Source organism: [Rhizobium] kunmingense (assembly GCF_977018605.1).
On the sequence record NZ_CDRNXG010000001.1, the window covers coordinates 1,562,912 to 1,585,945 of the forward strand.

Below are 23,034 nucleotides of genomic sequence, written 5' to 3' on the forward strand. Positions count from 1 at the left end.
GACAGTTGATGCAGAATATTATCGCCACGGATCTCACCGCTCAGGACCAGCTCGATGCCGCCATCCGCCTCCTGAACGATGCCAATATCATCGTCCATGGCGCTGACGGCATCATCATCCGCTGGAGCGCGGGCTGCGAGGCGCTTTACGGCTGGTCGCGCGAGGACGCCATCGGCCAATCGGTCCACGGACTGCTCGAGACGCGCTTTCCCGTCCCCCTGGAGGAGATCCGCCGGCATGTCGCGCTTCACCATTCCTGGGAGGGAGAGGTGGAGCATCGCCGTCGCGACGGCCAGCCGGTTTTCGTGGCGACACGCTGGGTTCCGGTCTCTCTTTCCGATGAAGGTGCGCCGGCCATCATCCAGACCAACAATGACGTGACCGAGATGAAACGGGTACAGAACGATCTGGCGGAACGGGAGGCACATCTCCGCTCGATCCTCGATACGGTGCCGGAATCGATGATCGTCATCGACGACACGGGCGTGATCAACTCGTTCAGCGCCGCGGCGGAGCGCCTGTTCGGCTACCGTTCGGCGGAGGTATGCGGCAAGAATATCAAGGTTCTGATGCCGGACCCGGACCGCGCGGCGCATGACGGCTACATTTCCAACTACCTCTCCACCGGCGAACGCCGCATCATCGGCTATGGCCGCGTCGTCACCGGGCTTCGCAAGGATGGCTCTACCTTTCCGATGGAACTTGCCGTCGGCGAGGCGCGCACCAATGGCAAGCGCATCTTCACCGGCTTCATCCGCGACCTGACGAGCCGCCACAAGATCGAGGAGGAGCTGCGCCAGAGCCAGAAGATGGAGGCGATCGGCCAGCTGACCGGCGGTCTGGCGCATGATTTCAACAATCTGCTGACCGTCATCAGCGGCAATCTGGAGATGATGGAATACAAGCTGAGCGACCCGAACCTTCGGGTTCTTCTGCAGGAGGCGCAGTCGGCAGCGGAAGACGGTGCCAAGCTGACAGGCCAGTTGCTGGCCTTCGGCCGCCGCCAGCCGCTCAACCCGAAACTGGTGGATGTCGGCCAGCTGGTCTCCAGCTTTTCCGGCCTGTTGAAACGCACCGTCGGCGAAGCGGTCGAATTCCGCACCGTGCTCAGCGGTGCGCCGAACGAGGCTTTGGTCGATGCCTCGCAGCTGCAGAACGCGCTTTTGAACCTCGCCATCAATTCGCGCGATGCGATGCCGCGCGGCGGCAAGCTGACGATCGAGATTTCCCGCGTCAAGCTCGATGTCGACTACGCCCGCATGTATGCGAATATGAGAACCGGAGATTTCGTGCTGATCTCGGTGACGGATACCGGAGCCGGAATGTCGCCGGATGTGAAGGAAAAGGCGTTCGAGCCCTTCTTCACCACGAAGGGGATCAGTGCCGGAACGGGGCTCGGCCTCTCCATGGTCTATGGCTTCGTCAAACAGTCCGGCGGCAATATCCAGCTTTACAGCGAACCGGGGCAGGGCACGTCCGTGCGCATGTTCCTGCCGGTTGCACGGCGTGCGGCGGAAGATGTCGCGGCCACGGCCCCCGCCGATCCGCTGCCGGCACCCTTGCCGGGCGGCAGCGAAAAGATCCTCGTCGTCGAGGACGATGCGCGTGTCCGGCGTGTCGCCGTTTCCCGACTGACGAGCTTCGGCTATCAGGTGGTGGAGGCCGAAAACGGCACCGAAGCGCTCGCCCAGCTCGATCGGCATGACGATATCGCGCTGCTCTTCACCGATGTCGTCATGCCCGGCGGCATCACCGGCGACGAACTCGCCGACGTGGTGCGCCAGGAGCGCCCGCATATCCGCGTCCTGTTCACCTCGGGCTACGCCGAACCAGCCATCGCCGGCCGCGAACTGGCGCTCTCCGGCAGCTGGCTGAAGAAGCCTTATACGGCGAGGGAACTGGCTGTGAGGCTGAGGGAATTGCTGGATTGAGACAAGGCAAAATGATGCTGACAGATTTTAACAGTGCAGTGGTTGGGCCCGCCAACGGCTATCTTATAAGATTGCTACGCATCGGACGGTCCGTCATCAAGATAGTGTTTGCCGGTAGCAGTTTCCATGACTACAGCCAACTGTACCGCAAGCATCTGCTCAATGAGCGTTTCCATTTCTCCGAGATCAATTTTGTCCTCGGCTGCCGCCGTGTCGGCCGCCTCAAGCGCGCTGAAATATGGTTTTCGGTTGTCTACGATTTGGTCCGGTATCGTGTTTCTGCCCGGTAGAAGCATGCCGATTTTTACTGAAAGCACCAAGTACGAGACCATACGCGACGTTCGTCCATTGCCGTCGCTGAAGGGGTGTATCCAGTTCAAGCGCCACATTATGTAAGACGAGAGGTGGACCGCAGTTTTGGATGCCCAGTTGTCATTGACATAGTCACATAGATCTTCAATCAATTCCGGCACGAGGAATGCATCGACCGGAACGTGCTCGCTCCCTTGAATGGATACGCTGGCAGGCCGGAAATTTCCGGCATATGGGCTAATTCCGTCAAGTGCAGCACGATGTAGATTAAGGATCGTAGAAGGTCGAAGCTTCCAGGCTCCGCCTTTCTCTATAGCGTCCATAATCATCCGGCATGCAAGATCGAACTGAATAAGGCCATTTTTGGCCTCCGCTTCGGCACGGGCTATATCGTCATTGATCAGGTAGGCTTCACCAGCAACGCTATGGCGGCGATCTTCCTCTGTCATCTGGCTCAACGAGCCTTTTTGCCTAAATCGCCGGTAAACGGCATTTCGTCGGCGATCTTGTCGACCATTTCACGCGTAATTTTGCTGTTTTCGAAATGAGTGTTTCCATACGCGAAGCTGCGGCGCTGAACTTCGATGTCACTCTTCGTCTGCGGTGCTGTTCGCGCAATCTCGATGAGTTTCTTGAGTGGTTCATTCATGCCGGTAGTCCTTTCACTGTCGGCCCCATAAAACCAGCTTTGCGATTCCTGGCAATCGCAATTCTTCTATCCCTGCATTGCGTCAAGCTGGTGGGGTTTGTTTGCCACATATAGGAGACCATTGCATGGCGACAACCTTGGCCAACTTCGTCGACGCAGAGCACGTTGAAGTTGGACAAGGTAATGCCATTTGATAATGATAATATGGTGATCCCAGATGGATTCGAACCATCGGCCTCAGGATTAGGAATCCTGCGCTCTATCCGACTGAGCTATGGGACCACTTGCGCCCATCCATACAAAAGCCGTTTGGATTAGCCAAGCCCTTTTCCGGCGATCAGTCCGACAGACGTTTTTCCGCGAGCTTTACCCAGTAGGAAATGCCGAATGCGATCGATTCGTCGTCGAAATCGTATTTCGGGTTATGCAGCGGGGCGGTGTCGCCGTTGCCGATGAAGATGAAGGCGCCGGGGCGTTCCTTCAGCATGAAGGCAAAGTCCTCACCGGCCATGGTCGGCTCGACATTGGCATCGACATTCGCCGGGCCGACGATCTCGGTTGCCGCCTCGACTGCGTGGTCGGTCTCCAGGTCGTGGTTGAAGGTGACGGGGCACTGGCGATAGTAATCGATCCTCGCCTCCGCACCGTGGGCGGCGACCAGTCCGTCGACGATCTGGCGGATACGATTCTCGGCAAGGTCGCGGGTGTCTTCGGACAGCGTGCGCACCGTGCCCATGATCGTTGCCGTGTCGGGGATGATGTTGTGGGTCGTGCCGGCATCGAAGCGGGTAACGGAGATGACCACGGACTGGACCGGATCGGCATTGCGGGCGGCGATCGCCTGCAGGTTGCCGACGAGCTGCGAGCCGATGAAAATCGGGTCGATCGTCTTGTGCGGCTGGGCCGCATGGCCGCCGCGGCCGGTGATGGTAATGGTGAAGCGGTCCGGGGCTGCCATGATGCCGCCCTTGCGGATGGCGAATTTTCCGCGTGCGATCCCCGGCATATTGTGCATGCCGTAGACTTCCTGGATGCCGAAGCGATCCATCAGGCCGTCCTCGACCATGGCCAGCGCGCCGGCGCCGCCTTCTTCGGCCGGCTGGAAGATGACGGTGACCGAGCCGTTGAAGTTGCGGGTTTCAGCCAGATATTTTGCGGCACCCAGAAGCATCGACGTGTGGCCGTCGTGACCGCAGGCATGCATGGCGCCGGGCGTCTGCGAGGCATAGTCCTTGCCCGTCACTTCCGTCAGCGGCAGAGCATCCATGTCGGCGCGCATGCCGATCGTGCGGCCGCTCTTGCCATTTCCTTGGCCGTGGATCACCCCGACGACGCCGGTGCGGCCGATGCCGGTCACCACTTCGTCGACGCCGAATTCGCGCAGCTTCCCGGCAACGAAGGCTGCGGTGTTGTGAACGTCATAGAGAATTTCGGGGTTCTGGTGGAGAAATCGTCGCCAGCCGGTCACTTCGCCCTGAAGCTCGGCTGCGCGGTTCAAAATGGGCATACTATTTCCTATCGACAGTCTTCACGTGCTTATGACACTCCACCCGTCAGGCATAGTGCCTGTCCCGATTGACGTAATCAATCTTCTTTGCCATTGCTTCGACATATAGGCCATCTAATGGCCCAACTCGTTAACATCCGGACGAGGATCCATCTTGCCACATTCGACCTTCCGCCACCGCACCTCAAGTCGGGTCGCCTGCCTCGTGGCGGCATTCGGCATCCTCGCTTCGGCAACTTCGGCATCCGCCAATCCGCGCATGCTGATCGATGCCAATACCGGCCGCGTGATCGCCCATCAGGATGCGTTCCGCAAATGGTATCCGGCTTCGCTCACCAAGCTGATGACGGCTTACGTCACTTTCCGGGCGATCAGCAGCGGCCGCCTGTCGCTCGACAGCACCGTGACGATGAGCAAGAAGGCGACGGACGAGCCGGCGAGCAAGATGTATTTCCGCCCCGGCGCGCAGCTGACGCTCGACAGCGCGATGAAGATCCTGCTGGTAAAATCTGCCAATGACGTCGCCGTTGCCGTGGCCGAAACCGTCGGCGGTACGAGCGATCAGTTCGTGGCGATGATGAATGCGGAAGCGCAGCGTCTCGGCATGTCGTCGACGCATTTCATCAACCCGCATGGCCTGCCCGGCAAGGGGCAGTATACGACGGCACGCGATCTTGGCATTCTGGCGCTGCATATCCGCGCCGAATATCCGCAATATGCCGGCTATTTCACCATCGAGGGCATTGATACCGGCAAGCAGAAATATCCGAACTTCAACACGCTGATCGGCCGTTTCGATGGCGCCGACGGCATGAAGACGGGCTTTATCTGCGCCTCCGGCTTCAATCAGGTGTCGTCCGCCACCCGCAATGGCCGCACGGTGATTTCCGTCGTGCTCGGCGCCGACAGCCTTGCCGGACGTGCGGACGATTCCGCCAACCTTTTGCAGCAGGGCCTCACCACGGCTGCCGGCCAGGGCGCGCCGCTTTCGTCGCTTCAGCCCTATGGCGATACCGCCGTCGTCAACGATATCAGCCTGGACATCTGCAATCCGAAGGCGGCGAAGGTGCGCAGCGAAGGTCGCGACGATGCCGGCCGCACCGTGCTGCATTCGCCCTATATCCATGAGATGACCCGCCCGCCGGAATATTCGTTTGCCGGCCTCATTCCGGGCAGCGAGCCGCAGCCGACGACGATCGGCAACCGCACCTATGCGAATATCCCGGTTCCGGTGCCGCGCCCCACCTTTTAACGGGGCAGCTTTCTGATTGGATAAGACATGGCCTTTGGTCAAAACCGCATCCCGGTCTCCATCATCACCGGGTTTCTCGGTGCCGGCAAATCGACGCTGCTGAACCGCATGCTGCGCGATCCCGAAGCGCGCGATATCGCGGTGATCATCAACGAGTTCGGCGAGGTCGGCATCGACAATCTGCTCGTCGAAACCTCCGGTGACTCGCTGGTCGAGCTGTCGAACGGCTGCCTCTGCTGCACCGTGCGCGGCGAGCTGGTCGATACGCTGGCGAACATGATCGACGCGATCCAGACCGGCCGCAACAGGCCGATCACCCGCGTGGTGATCGAAACGACCGGCCTTGCCGATCCCGCACCCGTCATGCAGTCGGTGATGGGCAATCCCGTCATCGCGCAGAATTTCGAGCTTGAGGGCGTCATCACCGTCGTCGATGCGGTCAACGGGCTTGCAACGCTCGACGCGCATCAGGAAGCGGTGAAGCAGGTCGCGGTCGCCGACCGGCTGATCGTCTCCAAGCAGACGCTCGCGACGGTGCAAGAGGTTGCGGCACTGCGCAGCCGGCTCGCCGCGCTCAACCCGCGCGCGCCGCTTATCGATGGCGATGACGAGGCGGCGGGCGGTCTGTCGATCCTCCTGAACGGACTTTATGATCCGGCCACCAAGATCGCCGATGTCGACCGCTGGCTGCGGGCGGAAGTGGCGGCAGATGCTCATCACGGCCACGACCACCACGATCATGACCACGGACATGGCGACCATAACCATGATCATCATCATGGCCACGGGCACCATCATCACCACCATGATGTGACGCGCCATGGGCATGACATCCGCTCGTTCTCTATCGTCCACGACCGGCCGATCGATCCGATGGCGATCGACATGTTCATCGACCTCCTGCGCTCCGCCCATGGCGAGAAGCTTCTGCGGATGAAGGCGATCGTGAAACTCTCCGACAATGTCGAGCGGCCGCTCGTGCTGCATGGCGTGCAGGCGATCTTCCACCCGCCGCAGCGTCTGGCCGGATGGCCGGCCGGGTCGGACCGCAAAACCCGGATGGTGCTGATCACCAAGGGGTTGCCGGAAGAGTTCGTCGCGGATCTTTTCTCCGCCTTTGTGGGCGAGCCGCGCCTCGACCGGCCGGATCGTGCGGCGCTGGAGGATAATCCGCTCGCGGTGCCGGGTTTCAGCCGATAACGGCATCGCCTTTGCGAATGACGAAGCGGTGGCCGTCCGTCGTCCGCTCGTTTGCCAGAAGTTCGTGGCCTTCCTGACGGCAGAAATGCGGAATGTCGATGCCGGCGAGAGGATCGCTGGTTTCGATCGTCAGGATTTGTCCGGGGATGAGGCTCATGAGGCGCTTGCGCGTCTTCAACACCGGCAATGGGCATTTGAGGCCCCGCAGGTCATAGATCATTGCAGTGACGTCAACGGTCACTGCTTGTCCTTGTCCCAGAATTTCCAGAACGGCTTCTTGGCGTCGCTCACCGGTGCCGCTGGTGCGGTGTAGGCAAGCGGGTTCTGCTCGGGAACCGGCACGGCGGCGGTGCGGCCCTCGGCGGTCTCGACGACCGGGGTGGCCGCGGTTGCGACAGGCGTCGAGCCTGTGGTGGCCGGCAGACGGTCGCCGCGCATGCGCTCGGCGGCGGTTGCCGGACGCGGGGAAGACGAAACGGACGCGAGCTGGGTCGTTGCCGGCTTCGGCTGGCCGGCGCCTGAGCGCTTGTCCATCATCGCCTGGAATTCGGACTGGCTCATCAGCTTGCCGGCGGCAAGCGAGGTTCCGGTCGGAGCATAGGCCAGATCGCGGCCCTTGCGCTTTTCGGCGACGACAGCCTTGCGCTCGGCCTCGGACGGCTCGTACCAGACCTTGTTGCCGAGCTTGTCGACAGCCTTTTCGAAGGCAAGGTCATAGGTCTTGTTATGCGTGGCAAGCGCCGAGGCGAGTGCCGGCGGCGTCGACATGTCCGGGCAGGCGGCAGCGGCGCTCACCGGGCCTGCGGCCTGCTGGTTGAAGACATATTTCCTGCCACAGACGGCCACTTCCGGCGGACGCTTGGTCACTTCGAAATTGTCGTAGCCGACCTTGATCATCTTCCAGAAGTCACTGTGCTCGCTGTCGCGATGGCGCGCCATGTTTTCCGCCGTCATGCGGAAGGGATAGGCCTGCAGCTGCACCGCGGTCTGGCCGCCCTTGAAGGCGTCGCGGGCAAAGGCGTAGATCTCCAGGATCTGCTCGTCGGTCATCGAGTAGCAGCCGGACGACGAGCAGGCACCGTGGATCATCAGGTTGGAACCGGTGCGGGCGTTGGCCGCATCGTAACGGTTCGGGAAGCCGGTGTTGATCGCCAGATAGTATTTCGAATTGGGGTTCAGATGCGCCGGCGTCAGGCTGTAGAAGCCTTCGGGTGCCTGGCGGTCGCCTTCCTTCACCTTCGGGCCGAGCTTACCCGACCAGGCGCAGATGTCGTAGCTGCGGATCATGTCGAAGCGGCTGTCCGCCTTCGCCTTCCAGATCTCGAGCTTGCCTTCTTCCTTGTAGATGCGGATCATGATCGGCGACGTGCGCGGCATGTTCTTTGCCTGCATGTCCGCGACGACCTTGGCCGAAAGCGGCTGCTCGACCTTGTTCTTGACCTTGGATATGTCGACCCCGGTGGCGGAATCGAGGGTGTCGTTGCAGCCTGTGAGGACTGTTGCAACCAGAAGCGCGAGGGCGATGTGTTTCAGACGCATCGTAACGGACCACATATCGAGTTCGGCATCAAACCAAGGGTATGGGTGTGCTATAATCAAGCGGTAAGCTTTACATTTTCTTAACCGCTCGAATTCGCCTGTCCAGCAAAACCCGCCGCCCGCGCATTTATGCCCAAAATGGCCGAAGTTGGCAATGTCTTTACCAACCTGGCGGGCTGTTACAGATTGCGGCCGATTTCGAGGAATTTCTGCCGGCGCGCAGCGCGGACTTCGTCGCCCGACAGCTTGCCGAGATCCTTGAGTGCCGACGAGATCACCTTGCCGGCAGCATTCATGACCGTCACCGGCTCGCGGTGAGCGCCGCCGTTCGGTTCCGGAATGATCTCGTCGATGATGCCGAGGCCCTTCAGGTCCTGCGCGGTGATCTTCATGTTGGTCGCGGCTTCGCGGGCGCGCGTCGAATCGCGCCACAGGATCGAGGCTGCGCCTTCCGGCGAAATGACCGAGTAGATCGAATGTTCGAGCATGTAGACGCGGTTGCCGGTGGCGATCGCGATCGCACCGCCCGAGCCGCCTTCGCCGATGACGATCGAAACCATCGGAACCTTGACGCCAAGGCACATTTCCGTCGAGCGTGCGATGGCTTCCGCCTGGCCGCGCTCCTCGGCGCCAACGCCCGGATAGGCGCCTGCGGTATCGATGAGGCTGACGATCGGCAGGCCGAAACGGTCGGCCATTTCCATGACGCGGATCGCCTTGCGATAGCCTTCGGGGCGCGGGCTGCCGAAATTGTGCTTCAGGCGGGTCTTGGTGTCGCTGCCCTTTTCCTGGCCGATCAGCGCCACAGGCATGCCGTTGAAGCGGGCAAGGCCTGCCTGGATCGCCGCATCCTCGCCAAAGTTGCGGTCGCCGGCGAGCGGCGTGAACTCGGTAAAGAGGTGGGCGGCATAGTCGACGAAATGCGGGCGCTGCGGGTGGCGGGCTACCTGCGTCTTTTCCCAGGCGCCGAGCTTGGAATAGATTTCGCGGGTGGCTTCCTTGACGCGCACTTCAAGGCGCGAAATTTCATCCGAGGTATCGATGCTTTCGTCTTCGGCAGCGAGCTTTTTCAGCTCGTGAATCTTTCCCTCGAGGTCCGAGATAGGCTTTTCGAAATCGAGATAAGTCTGCATCAGGTCCGGTTTCCCGTTGTTTTTGCGTCAGGAACTCTGGGTTCCTATTTTCATTTGGGGCTTCTAATCCCGGTTTTTAGCCTCTTTTGCAAGAGGGTGATGCATTTCCACCAGCTGTCGAAGCCGTTCTTCCAACACATGTGTGTATATCTGCGTGGTCGAAATGTCGGAATGGCCGAGCAGTTCCTGCACCACGCGAAGGTCGGCGCCGTGGGCCAGAAGGTGGCTGGCAAAGGCGTGGCGCATCACGTGCGGCGAGATTGCGGAGGTTTTGAGGCCGGCGCGGGCCGCCAGTCCCTTGAGGTCGCGGGCAAAGACCTGGCGCGGCAGATAACCGGCGCTGCCATAGGAGGGAAACAGCCATGTGCTTTCATCGTCTTCCGTGCGTGCGGCTTCCATTGCCGCGCCATAGGCCTGCAGGGCGGCGATCGCCGAGCGAGAGAGCGGAACGACCCGTTCCTTGTTGCCCTTGCCCCTGATCATCAGGAAGCGACCTTCCTGTTCCAGCACCTTGACCGGCAGAGACACCAGTTCGCTCACCCGCATGCCGGTGGCGTAAAGCAGTTCCAGCAATGCCAGCATGCGCAGCCGCGACAGGCGACCATCACCGGGATCCGCGGCCTCCAGTGTCGCCCGCTCCAGCAGGCGGGTAACATCTTCCTCGCTCATGTTCTTCGGCAGGGTACGGGCCTTTTTCGGCGCGTCGAGAACCGAACTCGGATCGTCGACGCGCAGCCCTTCCGCATAGAGGAACTTGTAGAACTGTCGCATGGCGGAAAGCCGCCTTGCCTGCGAGGAGGCGGCAAAGCCGCGACGGCCGAGTTCCGAAAGATAGGCGGAAAGATCCTTGCTTTCGGCGCCGAGCGGCGTCGCCTTGGTCGAGATCAGGAAGTCGTGAAGGTCGTCGAGATCGCGCCTGTAGGACAGAAGCGTGTTTTCCGCCGCCCCGCGTTCGGCGCTCAGCATTTCCAGAAAGGCTTCGATATGGGCGCCGGACAGATCCCTCATGGCAAGGCCTTCGCTATTCCTGTGCCGGCGGGTTGAGCTTTTCGGAGGGCACGCGGACGGTGATCTCGCGCTCCTTCGGCTCGACCAGCACCACGAGTGCGACCATGCCACCATAGATGATGCCGACGATCATCGCGATTATGAAGAGAAAGCGGAAGAGTGTCGGCATGCGAGAGGCTCCGTATCGATCCGGCGCACTATAGCGGTAATGGTTTACAGATCGAAAAGATAGGTTTCATAGCCGTGATGTCTGGGGCCGCGTGGCTTGACGCTGGATGAACATTTGTTGATACCGGTTGCAAGAACGGACGACATCATGAGTGAAGCAGTAACAGTCGAGCGAGAGACATTAAGGGACCAGGCGCAGAAGGCTCTCGCCGGACGCAACCTGATCTTTGTCGGGCTGATGGGGGCAGGCAAATCGGTCATCGGCAAGCTGGTAGCCCAGACGCTCGGCGTGCCGTTTGTCGATACCGACGCGGAAATCGAATCCGTATCGCGCATGTCGATCTCCGAGCTTTTCGCCCAGTATGGCGAGACGGAATTCCGGGCGCTGGAGACGCGCGTTGTCGAACGTCTGCTTAAGCAGGGGCCGCGCGTCGTCTCCACCGGCGGCGGCGCCTTCATCAACGAGGCGACGCGGGCGCAAATCAAGCAGGGTGGCGTTTCCGTCTGGCTGAAGGCCGATCTCGATGTGCTGTGGGACCGGGTCAACCGCCGCGACCACCGGCCGTTGCTCAAGACGGAAAACCCCAGGCAGACGCTGGAAAACCTGATGAACCAGCGCTACCCGATCTATGCCGAGGCGGATATCACGGTGATCTCGGGCAATGTCCGCAAGGACGTTATGATGCATGAAGTGCTGCAGGCCGTCGCCCGGCTTGCCGAACAAGGTGACGCGTAATGACTGTGCAATCCCGCTCTCCCGAACGTCTGGTCCATGTGCCGCTCGGCGAGCGTGCCTATGACATCCTGATCGGACCGGGTCTTCTGTCGCGTGCCGGCGGCGAGATCACTGCGCGGCTCAAGGGCCGCAAGGCGGCGATCGTCACCGACGAGCATGTCGCGCCGCTTTATCTCGAAGCTTTGATGGATGGGTTGCAGACCGACGGTATCGAGGCCGTCTCGCTGACGCTTCCCGCCGGCGAGAAGACCAAGAGCCTCGAGCATCTCTCGACCGTCTGCGACATGGTGCTTTCGGCGCGTATCGAGCGCAACGACGCCGTGATCGCGCTCGGCGGCGGCGTGATCGGCGATCTGGCCGGCTTTGCCGCCGGCATCGTGCGTCGCGGCGTCCGCTTCGTGCAGATCCCGACCTCACTCCTGTCACAGGTGGACAGTTCCGTCGGCGGCAAGACGGGCATCAATACCCGCCACGGCAAGAACCTGCTCGGCGTCTTCCATCAGCCTGATCTTGTGCTGGCCGACACATCCATCCTCGACACGCTGTCGCCGCGCGAATTCCGTGCCGGCTATGCGGAAGTCGCCAAGTACGGACTGATCGACAATCCGGCCTTTTTCGAATGGCTGGAGAAGAATTGGAAACAGGTCTTCGAAGGAGGGCCGGAGCGGATCGAGGCGATTGCCGTCAGCTGCCAGTCGAAGGCCGATGTGGTCGTCGAGGACGAGCGCGAGACGGGGCGCCGGGCGTTGCTCAATCTCGGCCACACGTTCGGCCATGCGCTGGAAGCCGCCACCGCCTATGACAGCAAGCGACTGGTGCATGGCGAAGGCGTTTCGATCGGCATGGTGCTGGCGCACGAATTTTCCGCCCGCCTCAACCTGGCAAGCCCGGATGATGCAAGGCGTGTCGAGGCGCATCTCAAAGCCGTCGGCCTGCCGACGAAGATAAGCGAAATTCCGGGCGAACTGCCGGGTGCCGAGGTGCTTCTCGATGCGATCATGCAGGACAAGAAGGTGAAGGGCGGCAAGCTGACCTTCATCCTCACCCGTGGCATCGGCCAGACCTTCGTCGCCGACGATGTTCCATCCTCGGAAGTATCAAGCTTTCTCCGGGGGAAGCTGGCAAAATGACGACGCCCGGCGACGGTCTTCTCTCGCGCTTCGTCAATGCGGTCATTCGCGGGATGATGCGCGCGACGGGGGTGTCGCTCAACGGCCGAACGTTGGAACGCTGCGATCACGACACGCTGCATGCGGCGCTCGACATTCTTCATCGTGACGGCGACTACGGCGCCAAGGATCGCGACCGGCTGAGTGATCTGTTCGAGTTGACCGAACTCGAAGTCTCCGACGTCATGTGCCACCGCATGGCGATGGTGGCGGTCAATGCCGACGAGCCGGCGGACGTCATCGTCCGCACGGTACTCGAAAGCCCCTATACGCGCATGCCCGTCTGGCGCCACTCGACCGAAAACATCATCGGTGTCCTGCATGCCAAGGATCTTCTCCGGGCGCTGCTGGAGCCGGGTGTCGCGCCGGCAGATGTCGATATCGCCAAGATCATGCAGAAGCCGTGGTTCGTGCCCGACAGCACCAGCCTCAGGGACCAGCTCGCCGCATTTCTCAAACGCAAGCTGCATTTCGCCCTCGTCGTCGACGAGTATGGCGAGATGCAGGGCCTCGTGACGCTCGAAGACATCATGGAAGAGATCGTCGGCGATATTGCCGACGAGCACGACGTCGAACTGTCGGGTGTGCGGCAGGAGGCGAACGGGTCCATCGTGGTCGAGGGCTCGGTGCCGATCCGCGACCTCAACCGTGCTCTCGGCTGGGACCTGCCGGATGGCGAAGCAACGACGATCGCAGGACTGGTGATCAACGAGAGCAAGCTCATCCCGGAAGAACGCCAGGCCTTCACCTTCTACGGCAAGCGCTTCATCGTGATGAAGCGTGAGAAAAACCGGATCACCCGCCTGAGGATCAGGCCGGCTGAGGAGACGGTGCTGCCGGCCGAGTGATGCCGGCCTCACGTCTCTGGCAAAGGGCTGGCTGGCAATGGCCAGAATGCGCGCTGCCGCCTTAGATCTATCTTCAGCTTTTCCCTTTACCTCGGAGCCATATTGTCTATCGAGGTATTTTTATGGGTATCATCACGTTGGAACAGGTGGAGGTCCAGATTGCGCATCGTTTCCCGTTTCTGCGTTTTACCCCTGAAATCGAGGCGCCGTTTCGGCAAAGCAATATAGAAGAGCGCATTCGCCTGATCGTCATCTGGGGTGTGATCGGCCTTTCGATCTACAATCTTGTCTATTTTGCCGATAGCGCGATGATCCCGGACGTGTTGCCGCAAGTGGCCGCGTCACGATTTTTTGTATTCACGCCCTTGGTCATCGCCAGCATCTTCGCTGTGCGCCGATGGCCAGGGCCGCGGCTATACGACGGCTTGTGCGTCACCATCGCAGTGCTCGGCGTATATTTGCCGATGGCTGCTGCGGTGCCCAGCAACAGCTCATATCTGCTGGCCTACCAGAACTACAATTCTGCGACCTTTCTCTTCTTCGTCATCGCCCTTCGGCCGGGATTTCGAGCGCTTGTCGTCGGGCTGGCACTAATGTGCCTCGCGCATTTTTGGGCTGCCTACCAGACTGGTGCCTTCGATGCGGTCACCTATGGCGGCATTGTCAGCTTTTACCTGACCCTTTCGGTGTTCCTGGCGGCCAGCGCGTATTTTCTGGAGCGCACCGACCGGCGCAATTTTCTCAACCAGCTGCGTGGCAGCCTTCTCTACCAGCGGCTTGAAGCCAATGCCGAGCGTGACGAGTTGACGGGCCTCTTGAACCGTCGGTCTCTGTCGCGTGTCGGTCAGGAAATCTGGGGCGACGGTGCGGGTCACGCGATCGTATCCGCCATCCTGCTCGATATCGACCATTTCAAGCGCTTCAATGATCTTCATGGCCATTTGAATGGCGATGCCTGTATCTGCGCCGTTTCGCTCCGCATCTGCGAGACGGTCGGCGAAGACTGTTTCGTGTTCCGTTTCGGTGGCGAGGAGATCCTGGTTCTCCTGCCTGGCAAGGAACCACCGAAGGCGCTGAACGTGGCGGAACAGATACGCAAGGCAATCGAGGAGCTGGAGATCGCCCATGATCGGGCAGAGTTCGGCAGCGTGACTGCAAGTCTCGGCGTCGCATCGGCATCACCGGCACAGCTGACGCTCGAAAAACTCCTGCATCAGGCGGATGCGGCTCTGTACGAGGCCAAGCGTGGTGGCCGAAACATGGTTGCCGTTGCCGAGGGGACGCAGATCGCCGCCTAGAACCTTGCCTGACTAAATCGAAGCGCTCTGCCGAGACAAGCTTCCGGCGCGGGGCTTGGCATCTGAGGTGGCCGTCCCCATTTGTGGCCGTCTTACCAGCGCGTGGGTTCGCCCGGTGCCGATGCTTCAACTGCCAGCGCATGCAGGCCGGCATCAAGCTCCGCCTTCAGGAGTGCGTTCACGGCGCGGTGGCGGTCGATGCGGCTCAGGCCTGCAAATTTTCGTGAAACGATACGGACCCGCATGTGGGTCTCGCCTTCGCCGGTGATATCCGGGTGGTGGCCGGCGTGGTGATGGCTCTCGTTGATCACCTCGAGCCGTTCGGGCGCAAGGTTCTCACGCAGCGTGGCTTCGATGCGGGTCTGGATGGACATTTTTCGGCTCCGGTGTTCGGCGCAAGAGGGGAACCCAAAAACCAGTAACAAACCGCTTTGTCAATTCTTGTTCGGCCCTGCCGACGGCCCCATAATGAGTGCCTCATGAAACTCGATTCAAAATATTTCGACCGTATCCGGACGCGCCGGAAAAGGCAGCAAGATGCCCCGCCGCAGGCCCCGACCTGCCAATGGGACGGTTGCGACAAGCCGGGCGTGCACAAGGCGCCTGTCGGCCGCAATGCCGAAAACCAGTTCTTCCTGTTCTGCTTCGAGCATGTGAAGGACTATAATAAAGGCTATAATTATTTCTCCGGCCTGTCGGACGGCGAGATCGCGCGCTACCAGAAGGAAGCGATTACCGGTCACCGTCCCACCTGGACGGTCGGCGTCAACAAGTCCGCCAAGGATGCACCTCTGCATTCGACGGCGCGCTCGGGTTCGGCCGGTTCGGCCTATGCCCAGCAGCGCTACAAGGACCCGTTCGGCTTCGTCTCCGAAGGGCGGGCGGCAAGCGGCGGGCGTTTCCAGACCCAGGGACGCAAGCTGAAGACGCTGGAGGCAAAGGCGTTCGATACGATGGGGCTTGCCGGAAATGCGAGTTCCACCGACATCAAGAGCCGCTACAAGGAACTGGTCAAGAAGCACCATCCGGATGCCAATGGCGGCGACCGCGGATCGGAAGAGCGTTTTCGTGCCGTGGTGCAAGCATATCAGTTGTTGAAGCAGGCGGGTTTCTGCTAAGCCGTAGAAACCTATGGCAGCGAGGATGACGGCCGGGCGGCTGCCCGTGCCCTGGAGTGATGATGAGCAAGATTGATTTGGACATTACCAACCTTCCCGATACGACCGTTTCCGTCCGGGAAGTCTTCGGCATCGATACCGATCTCAGGGTCCCTGCCTACAGCAACAGCGACCCTTACGTGCCGGATCTCGATCCGGACTATCTCTTCGACCGCGACACGACGCTCGCCATTCTTGCAGGCTTTGCCCATAACCGACGCGTCATGGTTTCCGGCTTCCACGGCACCGGCAAGTCCACCCATATCGAACAGGTCGCGGCCCGCCTCAACTGGCCCTGCGTGCGCGTCAACCTCGACAGCCATGTCAGCCGTATCGACCTCGTCGGCAAGGACGCGATCGTTCTGAAAGACGGCAAGCAGGTCACCGAATTCAAGGACGGCATCCTGCCTTGGGCCTACCAGCACAATGTCGCGCTCGTGCTCGACGAATACGATGCCGGCCGCCCGGACGTGATGTTCGTCATCCAGCGCGTTCTGGAGAGCTCCGGCCGCCTGACGCTGCTCGACCAGAGCCGTGTCATCCGTCCCCACCCCGCATTCCGCATCTTCGCCACCGCCAACACCGTGGGCTTGGGCGATACGACCGGCCTCTATCACGGCACGCAGCAGATCAACCAGGCGCAGATGGACCGCTGGTCGATCGTCACGACGCTGAACTATCTGCCGCACCAGAAGGAAGTCGATATCGTCGCCGCCAAGGTCAAGTCGTTCGGCAAGACGGCAGAAGGTCGCGAAACCGTATCGAAAATGGTGCGCGTTGCCGACCTTACCCGTTCGGCCTTCGTCAACGGCGACCTGTCGACCGTCATGAGTCCGCGTACCGTCATCACCTGGGCTGAAAATGCCGAGATCTTCGGTGACGTCGCGTTTGCCTTCCGCATTACCTTCCTCAACAAGTGCGACGAGCTGGAGCGGACCCTGGTGGCCGAGCAGTATCAGCGTGCCTTCGGCGTCGAGCTGAAGGAAAGTGCTGCAAACATCGTACTCGGAGCATAAAGCAGGAAGCGAAGCCAATGGCAGGTCGCGGAGACAATTCCCAGGGTAAGCCCGCCGGTCCGGTCGATACCGAACCGATGCGGCGGGCAATCACCGGCTGCGTACGCTCGATCGCCGGCAATGGCGAGGTGGAGGTCTCCTTCGCCAACGAGCGTCCCGGTCTTGCCGGCGACCGCATCCGCCTGCCGGAAATCTCCAAGCGGCCGACGGCGCATGAGCTGGCGGTGACGCGTGGTCTCGGCGATTCCATGGCGCTACGTCTCGCCTGCCATGACACGAATGTCCACGCGACGCTTTCGCCGCAAGGGTCGGACGCCCGCGCCATCTTCGATGCGGTCGAGCAGGCGCGTGTCGAATCGATCGGTTCGCTGCGCATGGCTGGCGTCGCCGCCAACCTCGCCTCGGTGCAGGAAGAGAAATACGCCAAGGCGAATTTCTCCGGCGTCGAGCGCCAGGAAGACGCGCCGATCGGCGAAGCCATGGCCATGCTGGTGCGCGAAAAGCTGACCGGCCAGAAGCCGCCGGCAAGCGCCGGCAAGGTGCTCGACCTGTGGCGGCCCTTCATCGAACAGAACGCCTCCGGCGATCTCGACAACCTCAGGGGCGTCATCGAGGACCAGCAGGCCTTCGCCAAGGTCGTCCGTCACATGCTGTCTTCCATGCAGATGGCAGAGGATCTTGAGGGCGACGAAAACGAGCCGGAAGAGATCGAGAACCAGTCGGAAGAAGATCAGCCGCAGAGCGGCGAGACCGAGAACGAGGAAGTCGAGGAAGAGGCCGGTTCCGACGCCGCCCCCGCCGAGCAGAGCGAAGCGGCCGACGAGGAGATGGACGAAGGCGAGATGGACGGCGCCGAAATGTCGGACGACGAAATGTCCGACGAGGCCGACGACCATTCCGAAACGCCCGGCGAGACACGCCGCCCCAACAGCCCGTTCGACGATTTCAACGAGAAGGTGGATTACCACATATTCACGCAGGAATTCGACGAGGAGATCACCGCGGAAGAGCTGTGCGACGAGGCCGAACTCGACCGCTTGCGCGCCTTCCTCGACAAGCAGCTTGCCCATCTGCAGGGTGCAGTCGGTCGCCTGGCGAACCGCCTGCAGCGCCGCCTGATGGCGCAGCAGAACCGCTCGTGGGATTTCGACCTGGAGGAGGGCTATCTCGACCCGGCCCGTCTCGTGCGCCTGATCATCGATCCGATGCAGCCGCTCTCCTTCAAGCGCGAGCGGGATACGCAGTTCCGCGATACGGTCGTCACGCTCGTCATCGACAATTCCGGCTCCATGCGCGGCCGGCCGATCACGGTTGCCGCCTCCTGCGCCGACATCCTGGCGCGTACGCTGGAGCGCTGCGGCGTCAAGGTCGAGATTTTGGGCTTCACGACGAAGGCGTGGAAGGGTGGTCAGAGCCGTGAACAGTGGCTCGCCAGCGGCAAGCCTGCCGCCCCCGGTCGCCTCAATGACCTGCGCCACATCATCTACAAGTCGGCGGATGCCCCGTGGCGTCGTTCGCGCCGCAATCTCGGCCTGATGATGCGCGAGGGACTGCTCAAGGAAAACATCGACGGCGAGGCGCTGATGTGGGCGCATAACCGCCTGATCGCCCGCCCCGAACAACGCAAGATCCTGATGATGATCTCGGATGGCGCGCCGGTGGACGACTCGACCCTGTCGGTCAATCCGGGCAATTATCTTGAGCGGCACCTGCGCGCCGTCATCGAACAGGTCGAGACGAAGTCGCCGGTCGAGCTTCTGGCGATCGGTATCGGTCATGACGTGACGCGCTACTATCGCAACGCCGTGACGATCGTCGATGCCGACGAGCTGGCCGGTGCGATGACCGAGCAGCTGGCCGAACTGTTTGCCGACAAGGCGGCCGGAGGAGCTGCCTCCCGTGGTGCTGGACGCGGCCGTATGCGCCGCGCCGGCTGAGCCTCTCCTTGCGTCTGGTCCGCCTTCTCCTCGCCGGTGTCGTGATCTTCACGTTTCCGGCGCTGGCGGATGCCGTGCCCGTCACGGCCAAGCCGATATCACAATTCAGGACGGGGTCCGACGAGCGGCGTTTCGGACCGCTCGAATTTCTGGGCGGTATCGAGTTCACCTCCGATGACGGGCGTGTCCAGTCGCTCTCGAGCATCCGTTTCCGCCCGGACGGGATGCATTTCGTCTCCGTTCTCGATACCGGAGACTGGCTGACGGGGCGTATCGAACGGGATGGCGCCGGCAGGTTGTCCGGTCTCTCTAACGTTTCTGTCGCTTCCATCCTGATGCAGAACGGCGCGGCCGGGTCGAAAGTGGCTGCCGATGCGGAAGGCCTCGCGCTGCGCGGCAACGAGGCCTATGTCAGCTTCGAGCAGAACCACCGCGTCGATGTTTATCCCGATCCCGGTTTCCAGATATCCGGCCCCTTGCGCAGCATCGATTTCGGCATTCCGCGCCGGGAGCTACGGCGCAATGCCGGGCTGGAGACGATCGTTGCCTCACCTTCATCCAGTCCCTTGCAGGGCGGGCTTGTCGTGGTCGCAGAGAGCAGTCGTGACGACAGGGGCAATCTGCTGGCCGCGATCGTCGACGGGCCGCTCAAGGGCGCCTTCACGGTCGTGCGGCACGATCCCTATGACGCCACCGACGGCGCATTCCTGCCGGATGGCGATCTGCTTATCCTGGAGCGACGTTTCAGTGTCTTCGGTGGCATGGGCATGCGGATCCGGCGCATCAAGGGCGCGGATATAAGCCCCGGTGCCGTCGTCGATGGCGAGGTGCTGATCGATGTCGGCATGAGCCACGAGATCGACAACATGGAAGGGATCGATGTGATCGCCGGGCCGGACGGGCAGCCGCATGTTATCCTCGTCTCGGACGACAACGGCCTTTTTCTCCAGCGCAACCTGATGCTTGAATTCAGGCTCGGCCAATAAAAAAAGGGAGCCGAAGCTCCCTTTGATCTGTCAGGCCGTCTTGGGTTCTGCCTGCGGCATAGGCTTCAGTACGTTCATCAGTGCGCCGTAAGGCAGAAGAAGAACGACGCCGACGACGATCTTGACCACGAGGTCGCCGAGTGCCCAGGAGATCCAGCGGGGGGCTTCTGTGGCGAATACACCGAGGATCGGGGCAGGGGCGACGGCGAAGTCGATATTCGGGCCGATGAAGGCGAAGAGCGGGGCGAAGGCCAGCGAGAAGAACAGGACCGTGTCGATGACCGTGCCGACCATCGAGGCGGCAAGCGGTGCCTTCCACCAGGTCTGGCGGCGCAGCTCGTTGAACACAGAAATGTCGAGCAACTGGCCGATCAGGAAGGCCGTGCCGGAGGCGATGGCGATGCGCGGGTCGGACAGCCAGAAGGACAGCGCCACGCCGACAACGAAGCCGACAAACACGATACGGCGTGCAATCGCCGGGCCGAACTGACGGTTGGCAAGGTCGGTGACGAGGAAGGCGACCGGATAGGTGAATGCACCCCAGGTTAGAATATCGCCAAGGGCGATGCCCCAAAGCGTGCCCGTCAGGTGAAACTGGACGAGGATGTTGGAGGCGACGACGATCGCGGCCATGGCGAGCGCGTAGAGAGAGGTATAGCGTGCGACTTGCATTTTTTTATCCTGGGGTATGCCACCAGTTGCGGATAGGCCAAGAGAAAAGGCTTGCCCGGAATTAACCGGTCAAGCCTTCTCCAAAGCCGGTGAAGTAGTTGGAAGCGCTATTAAGCGGCTTCTGCAGTCTTCTTGGCGATCTGGCGACGCAGAAGACGGGCGCGCATCGACAGTTCTGTCTCGTCGGACTTGAGGAGGAAGGCATCAAGGCCACCGCGGTGTTCAACCGAACGGAGAGCGTGCGCGGAAACGCGCAGACGGAAACGCTGGCCGAGAGCGTCGGAAATCAGCGTGACCTGGCACAGGTTCGGCAGGAACCGACGACGGGTCTTGTTGTTGGCATGGCTGACGTTATTGCCGGTCATTACGCCCTTGCCGGTCAGTTCGCATACACGAGACATGGCATTCACCTTTGTTTTCTTCTGCAGTCGGAGGCTCATCCGGACAATGCCCGTCACGCCGATCCAACTGGTCCTGATTGGAAAGTTGCGGTTCTATAGTCAGTGAGCTTGCGCCCGTCAAGCCAAAACCTTGCCTTCCGGCACGCTTTGCAGCTTGAGTGGTTGTCCGCTCCGCTATTTTCTCGCCACGATGCACGTCTTATATGACTATTCCAGAAGCCTCAAACCATTGTGGGCACGCCATGTTTCGTATCAGCCGATTGCTTGCCGGAGCGCTGTTGCTTCATTTTGCCGGATTCGCGCCAGCTCACGCGGAGCCGGTCAAAAACGTCACCGAGTACGATATCAGCCTGGGGATACTGCCGGTCGGCAGCGCGCGCTTTTCCAGCACGTTCAACGGCGACGACTACAAGATAACCGGCCTGTTCACCTCCGGCGGCATCGCCAAGATCCTCAAACGGGTTTCGGCGGAGACGAATGTGGTGGGACGGGTGCAGCGGGATCGGCTGCAGGCGGATAGCTACAATCTCGTCTACAAGCTCGGCGACCGTACGCGTGTCTATGACGTCGCCTTCCGCGGCGGGAATGTCTCCAGCTCCACGATCAAGCCGCCGCCGCGGCGCAATTCGGAAAACTGGGTTCCGGTCAGCCCGCGGGATCTGACCTCCGTGCTCGATCCGTTGAGCGGGCTGATCTTTCCCGAGGGGGCGAAAGTCTGCTCGGGCAGGGTGCCTGTCTATGACGGGGAATCGCGCATGGATCTCGTCCTGAGCGAGGCCGGCACCAAGCCATTCGAGGCGAGAGGTTTCAAGGGTGACGCGATCGTCTGCAATGTTCGGTATGTGCCGAAATCCGGCTTCCGTCGCGGTCGCAGCGATATCGAATATCTGAAGAAGACGCCGATGGAAGTCTGGTTTGCCAAGGCCGACCGCGGCACTGTATATGCCCCCGTCTATGCGCGCATCCCGACGCGGATGGGGCCGCTTCACATCACAGCCGTGCGTTTCGGCGAGTGAGGCTTTGCCCCGGCGGGACGGAGCGCCAATAAAAGCGCCGGGGAAAAGGGGACTTGGGTTGAAATTACGGGGTACTTTGATCGGCTTTGCGGCGATCCTCATGTGGTCGCTTCTTGCCTTGATGACGGCTGCATCCGGCAGCGTTCCGCCATTCCAGATGAATGCGATGACATTCGCGATCGGCAGCCTGCCGGGGCTGGTTCTCCTGGCGTTCAGGCCAGAGCGCATCGCGCTTTTGAAGCAGCCGGCCAAAGTATGGATCGTCGGCATTGCCGGCCTGTTCGGCTATCACTTCCTCTATTTTACGGCACTTCGCAATGCGCCGGCCGTCGAGGCGGGGCTGATCGCCTATCTGTGGCCGCTTCTGATCGTCGTCGGCTCGGCGCTTCTGCCAGGCGAGCGGTTGCGCTGGTATCACGTCGCGGGTGCGCTGGCCGGGCTTTGCGGCACGGTGGCGATCGTATCGCGCAACGGTGTGTCCTTCGACCAATCCTATCTCATGGGCTATGGTGCAGCGCTTCTGTGCGCCTTCACCTGGGCGGCCTATTCGCTTGTGACGCGCAGTTTCGATCGGGTGTCGACAGATGTGGTGACAGGCTTCTGCCTTGCCACCTCGCTCCTGTCGCTCGTCTGCCACCTGGCGCTCGAAACCACCGTCTGGCCCGCCGACAGCGGTGAATGGCTCGCCGTCGCGGGGCTCGGCCTGCTGCCGGTCGGCGCGGCCTTCTATGCCTGGGATTTCGGGGTCAAGAATGGCGATATCCAGGTGATCGGCGCCGCCAGCTACGCGGCGCCGCTTCTGTCCACCGTCATGCTGTTGATCACCGGCTTTGCCGAACCGAGCTGGCGGATTTTGATCGCCTGCATGCTGATAACCGGCGGCGCGCTTTTGGCGGCGAAGGAGATGATCCGGCCGAGCAAGGCCGCCGAGACATCTTTGGGGTGACAACTTTAGCGCGATAATCGGTTGCGGTTCGAGAGTGCCTGCTGTTAGCCTGCATCAGGGTTTCAGCGGGCCTTTCAATCATGCCGATCGTTCACAACGAGCGCACCAAATACATCGCCAACGCCTTCGACCGGGCCTCGACGTCCTGTCTCA

At 61.2% G+C, this 23,034-nt stretch carries 23 protein-coding genes, 1 tRNA gene and 1 pseudogene; 13 read left to right on the plus strand and 12 right to left on the minus strand.

Going from position 1 to position 23,034, the window contains the following annotated elements; genetic code table 11:
- The first annotated feature begins 8 nt into the window (after window positions 1-8).
- Window positions 9-1,931 (plus strand): hybrid sensor histidine kinase/response regulator, encoded by a 1,923-nt coding sequence (locus tag AC0JZ4_RS07535; RefSeq protein WP_471885777.1) that lies wholly within the window; start codon window positions 9-11, stop codon window positions 1,929-1,931.
- A 74-nt stretch (window positions 1,932-2,005) separates the two neighbouring features.
- Here the strand turns inward: AC0JZ4_RS07535 and AC0JZ4_RS07540 are convergent, their stop codons facing one another.
- The 4 genes from AC0JZ4_RS07540 to AC0JZ4_RS07555 form a co-directional block, all read right to left on the minus strand.
- Entirely contained in the window at window positions 2,006-2,692 is a 687-nt protein-coding gene (locus AC0JZ4_RS07540) for a Fic family protein (RefSeq protein WP_471887830.1), read from the minus strand.
- A 5-nt stretch (window positions 2,693-2,697) separates the two neighbouring features.
- Window positions 2,698-2,892, minus strand: coding sequence for a hypothetical protein (locus AC0JZ4_RS07545; RefSeq protein WP_471885778.1), 195 nt, complete (start codon window positions 2,890-2,892; stop codon window positions 2,698-2,700).
- Window positions 2,893-3,097: 205 nt separating this feature from the next.
- Window positions 3,098-3,174, minus strand: a tRNA-Arg gene (locus AC0JZ4_RS07550).
- A 55-nt stretch (window positions 3,175-3,229) separates the two neighbouring features.
- The gene (locus AC0JZ4_RS07555) at window positions 3,230-4,399 is read right to left on the minus strand and encodes a M20 aminoacylase family protein (RefSeq protein WP_471885779.1); all 1,170 of its coding nucleotides are present in this window, start codon (window positions 4,397-4,399) and stop codon (window positions 3,230-3,232) included.
- A gap of 154 nt (window positions 4,400-4,553) precedes the next feature.
- On the opposite strand from AC0JZ4_RS07555, the gene AC0JZ4_RS07560 reads away from it, so the two are divergent.
- The gene (locus tag AC0JZ4_RS07560) at window positions 4,554-5,651 is read left to right on the plus strand and encodes a D-alanyl-D-alanine carboxypeptidase family protein (protein ID WP_471885780.1); all 1,098 of its coding nucleotides are present in this window, start codon (window positions 4,554-4,556) and stop codon (window positions 5,649-5,651) included.
- 27 nt (window positions 5,652-5,678) lie between these two features.
- Window positions 5,679-6,851, plus strand: coding sequence for a CobW family GTP-binding protein (locus AC0JZ4_RS07565; RefSeq protein ID WP_471885781.1), 1,173 nt, complete (start codon window positions 5,679-5,681; stop codon window positions 6,849-6,851).
- On the opposite strand, the gene AC0JZ4_RS07570 is transcribed toward AC0JZ4_RS07565, so the two are convergent.
- The 5 genes from AC0JZ4_RS07570 to AC0JZ4_RS07590 form a co-directional block, all read right to left on the minus strand.
- A complete protein-coding gene (locus AC0JZ4_RS07570; RefSeq protein WP_471887831.1) occupies window positions 6,841-7,071 on the minus strand; it encodes a sulfurtransferase TusA family protein in 231 nt (76 codons plus the stop codon). The genes AC0JZ4_RS07565 and AC0JZ4_RS07570 overlap by 11 nt on opposite strands.
- A gap of 17 nt (window positions 7,072-7,088) precedes the next feature.
- The gene (locus tag AC0JZ4_RS07575) at window positions 7,089-8,390 is read right to left on the minus strand and encodes a L,D-transpeptidase family protein (protein ID WP_471885782.1); all 1,302 of its coding nucleotides are present in this window, start codon (window positions 8,388-8,390) and stop codon (window positions 7,089-7,091) included.
- A gap of 179 nt (window positions 8,391-8,569) precedes the next feature.
- A complete protein-coding gene (locus tag AC0JZ4_RS07580; protein ID WP_471885783.1) occupies window positions 8,570-9,523 on the minus strand; it encodes an acetyl-CoA carboxylase carboxyltransferase subunit alpha in 954 nt (317 codons plus the stop codon).
- A gap of 63 nt (window positions 9,524-9,586) precedes the next feature.
- Window positions 9,587-10,531, minus strand: a complete 945-nt coding sequence (gene xerD / locus AC0JZ4_RS07585; RefSeq protein ID WP_471885784.1) for a site-specific tyrosine recombinase XerD — start codon at window positions 10,529-10,531, stop codon at window positions 9,587-9,589.
- 13 nt (window positions 10,532-10,544) lie between these two features.
- Entirely contained in the window at window positions 10,545-10,700 is a 156-nt protein-coding gene (locus AC0JZ4_RS07590) for a hypothetical protein (protein ID WP_471885785.1), read from the minus strand.
- Between the two features lie 147 nt (window positions 10,701-10,847).
- On the opposite strand from AC0JZ4_RS07590, the gene AC0JZ4_RS07595 reads away from it, so the two are divergent.
- From AC0JZ4_RS07595 to AC0JZ4_RS07610, 4 genes and pseudogenes are all read left to right on the plus strand, one after another.
- Entirely contained in the window at window positions 10,848-11,435 is a 588-nt protein-coding gene (locus tag AC0JZ4_RS07595; protein ID WP_471885786.1) for a shikimate kinase, read from the plus strand.
- Window positions 11,435-12,565: a 3-dehydroquinate synthase gene (aroB, locus tag AC0JZ4_RS07600; RefSeq protein WP_471885787.1), complete on the plus strand. Its 1,131-nt coding sequence runs from the start codon at window positions 11,435-11,437 to the stop codon at window positions 12,563-12,565. The genes AC0JZ4_RS07595 and aroB overlap by 1 nt, the downstream gene beginning before the upstream one ends.
- Window positions 12,566-12,687: 122 nt before the next feature.
- Window positions 12,688-13,452: pseudogene (locus AC0JZ4_RS07605) on the plus strand (transporter associated domain-containing protein); the annotation flags it as partial.
- 122 nt (window positions 13,453-13,574) lie between these two features.
- Window positions 13,575-14,750, plus strand: a complete 1,176-nt coding sequence (locus AC0JZ4_RS07610; RefSeq protein ID WP_471885788.1) for a GGDEF domain-containing protein — start codon at window positions 13,575-13,577, stop codon at window positions 14,748-14,750.
- A gap of 92 nt (window positions 14,751-14,842) precedes the next feature.
- On the opposite strand, the gene AC0JZ4_RS07615 is transcribed toward AC0JZ4_RS07610, so the two are convergent.
- Window positions 14,843-15,124, minus strand: coding sequence for a BolA family protein (locus AC0JZ4_RS07615; protein WP_471885789.1), 282 nt, complete (start codon window positions 15,122-15,124; stop codon window positions 14,843-14,845).
- A 105-nt stretch (window positions 15,125-15,229) separates the two neighbouring features.
- On the opposite strand from AC0JZ4_RS07615, the gene AC0JZ4_RS07620 reads away from it, so the two are divergent.
- The 4 genes from AC0JZ4_RS07620 (at window position 15,230) to AC0JZ4_RS07635 (ending at window position 19,846) form a co-directional block, all read left to right on the plus strand.
- Window positions 15,230-15,868, plus strand: coding sequence for a J domain-containing protein (locus AC0JZ4_RS07620; RefSeq protein ID WP_471885790.1), 639 nt, complete (start codon window positions 15,230-15,232; stop codon window positions 15,866-15,868).
- Window positions 15,869-15,930: 62 nt separating this feature from the next.
- Window positions 15,931-16,923: a cobaltochelatase subunit CobS gene (gene cobS / locus AC0JZ4_RS07625; RefSeq protein ID WP_471885791.1), complete on the plus strand. Its 993-nt coding sequence runs from the start codon at window positions 15,931-15,933 to the stop codon at window positions 16,921-16,923.
- A 17-nt stretch (window positions 16,924-16,940) separates the two neighbouring features.
- Window positions 16,941-18,860 (plus strand): cobaltochelatase subunit CobT, encoded by a 1,920-nt coding sequence (gene cobT, locus AC0JZ4_RS07630; protein ID WP_471885792.1) that lies wholly within the window; start codon window positions 16,941-16,943, stop codon window positions 18,858-18,860.
- Between the two features lie 8 nt (window positions 18,861-18,868).
- Window positions 18,869-19,846: an esterase-like activity of phytase family protein gene (locus AC0JZ4_RS07635; protein ID WP_471885793.1), complete on the plus strand. Its 978-nt coding sequence runs from the start codon at window positions 18,869-18,871 to the stop codon at window positions 19,844-19,846.
- Between the two features lie 30 nt (window positions 19,847-19,876).
- Here AC0JZ4_RS07635 and AC0JZ4_RS07640 read toward each other — a convergent pair whose 3' ends face one another.
- Window positions 19,877-20,518: a queuosine precursor transporter gene (locus AC0JZ4_RS07640; protein ID WP_471885794.1), complete on the minus strand. Its 642-nt coding sequence runs from the start codon at window positions 20,516-20,518 to the stop codon at window positions 19,877-19,879.
- A gap of 110 nt (window positions 20,519-20,628) precedes the next feature.
- The gene (gene rpmB, locus AC0JZ4_RS07645; RefSeq protein ID WP_148148213.1) at window positions 20,629-20,919 is read right to left on the minus strand and encodes a 50S ribosomal protein L28; all 291 of its coding nucleotides are present in this window, start codon (window positions 20,917-20,919) and stop codon (window positions 20,629-20,631) included.
- 242 nt (window positions 20,920-21,161) lie between these two features.
- Here rpmB and AC0JZ4_RS07650 point away from each other — a divergent pair, with 242 nt between their 5' ends.
- Together AC0JZ4_RS07650 and yddG are read left to right on the plus strand one after the other, a co-directional pair.
- Entirely contained in the window at window positions 21,162-21,935 is a 774-nt protein-coding gene (locus tag AC0JZ4_RS07650; RefSeq protein WP_471885795.1) for a DUF3108 domain-containing protein, read from the plus strand.
- A 58-nt stretch (window positions 21,936-21,993) separates the two neighbouring features.
- Complete coding sequence (yddG, locus tag AC0JZ4_RS07655) at window positions 21,994-22,881, plus strand: aromatic amino acid exporter YddG (RefSeq protein WP_471885796.1); 888 nt, start codon at window positions 21,994-21,996, stop codon at window positions 22,879-22,881.
- The last annotated feature ends 153 nt before the right edge of the window (window positions 22,882-23,034 follow it).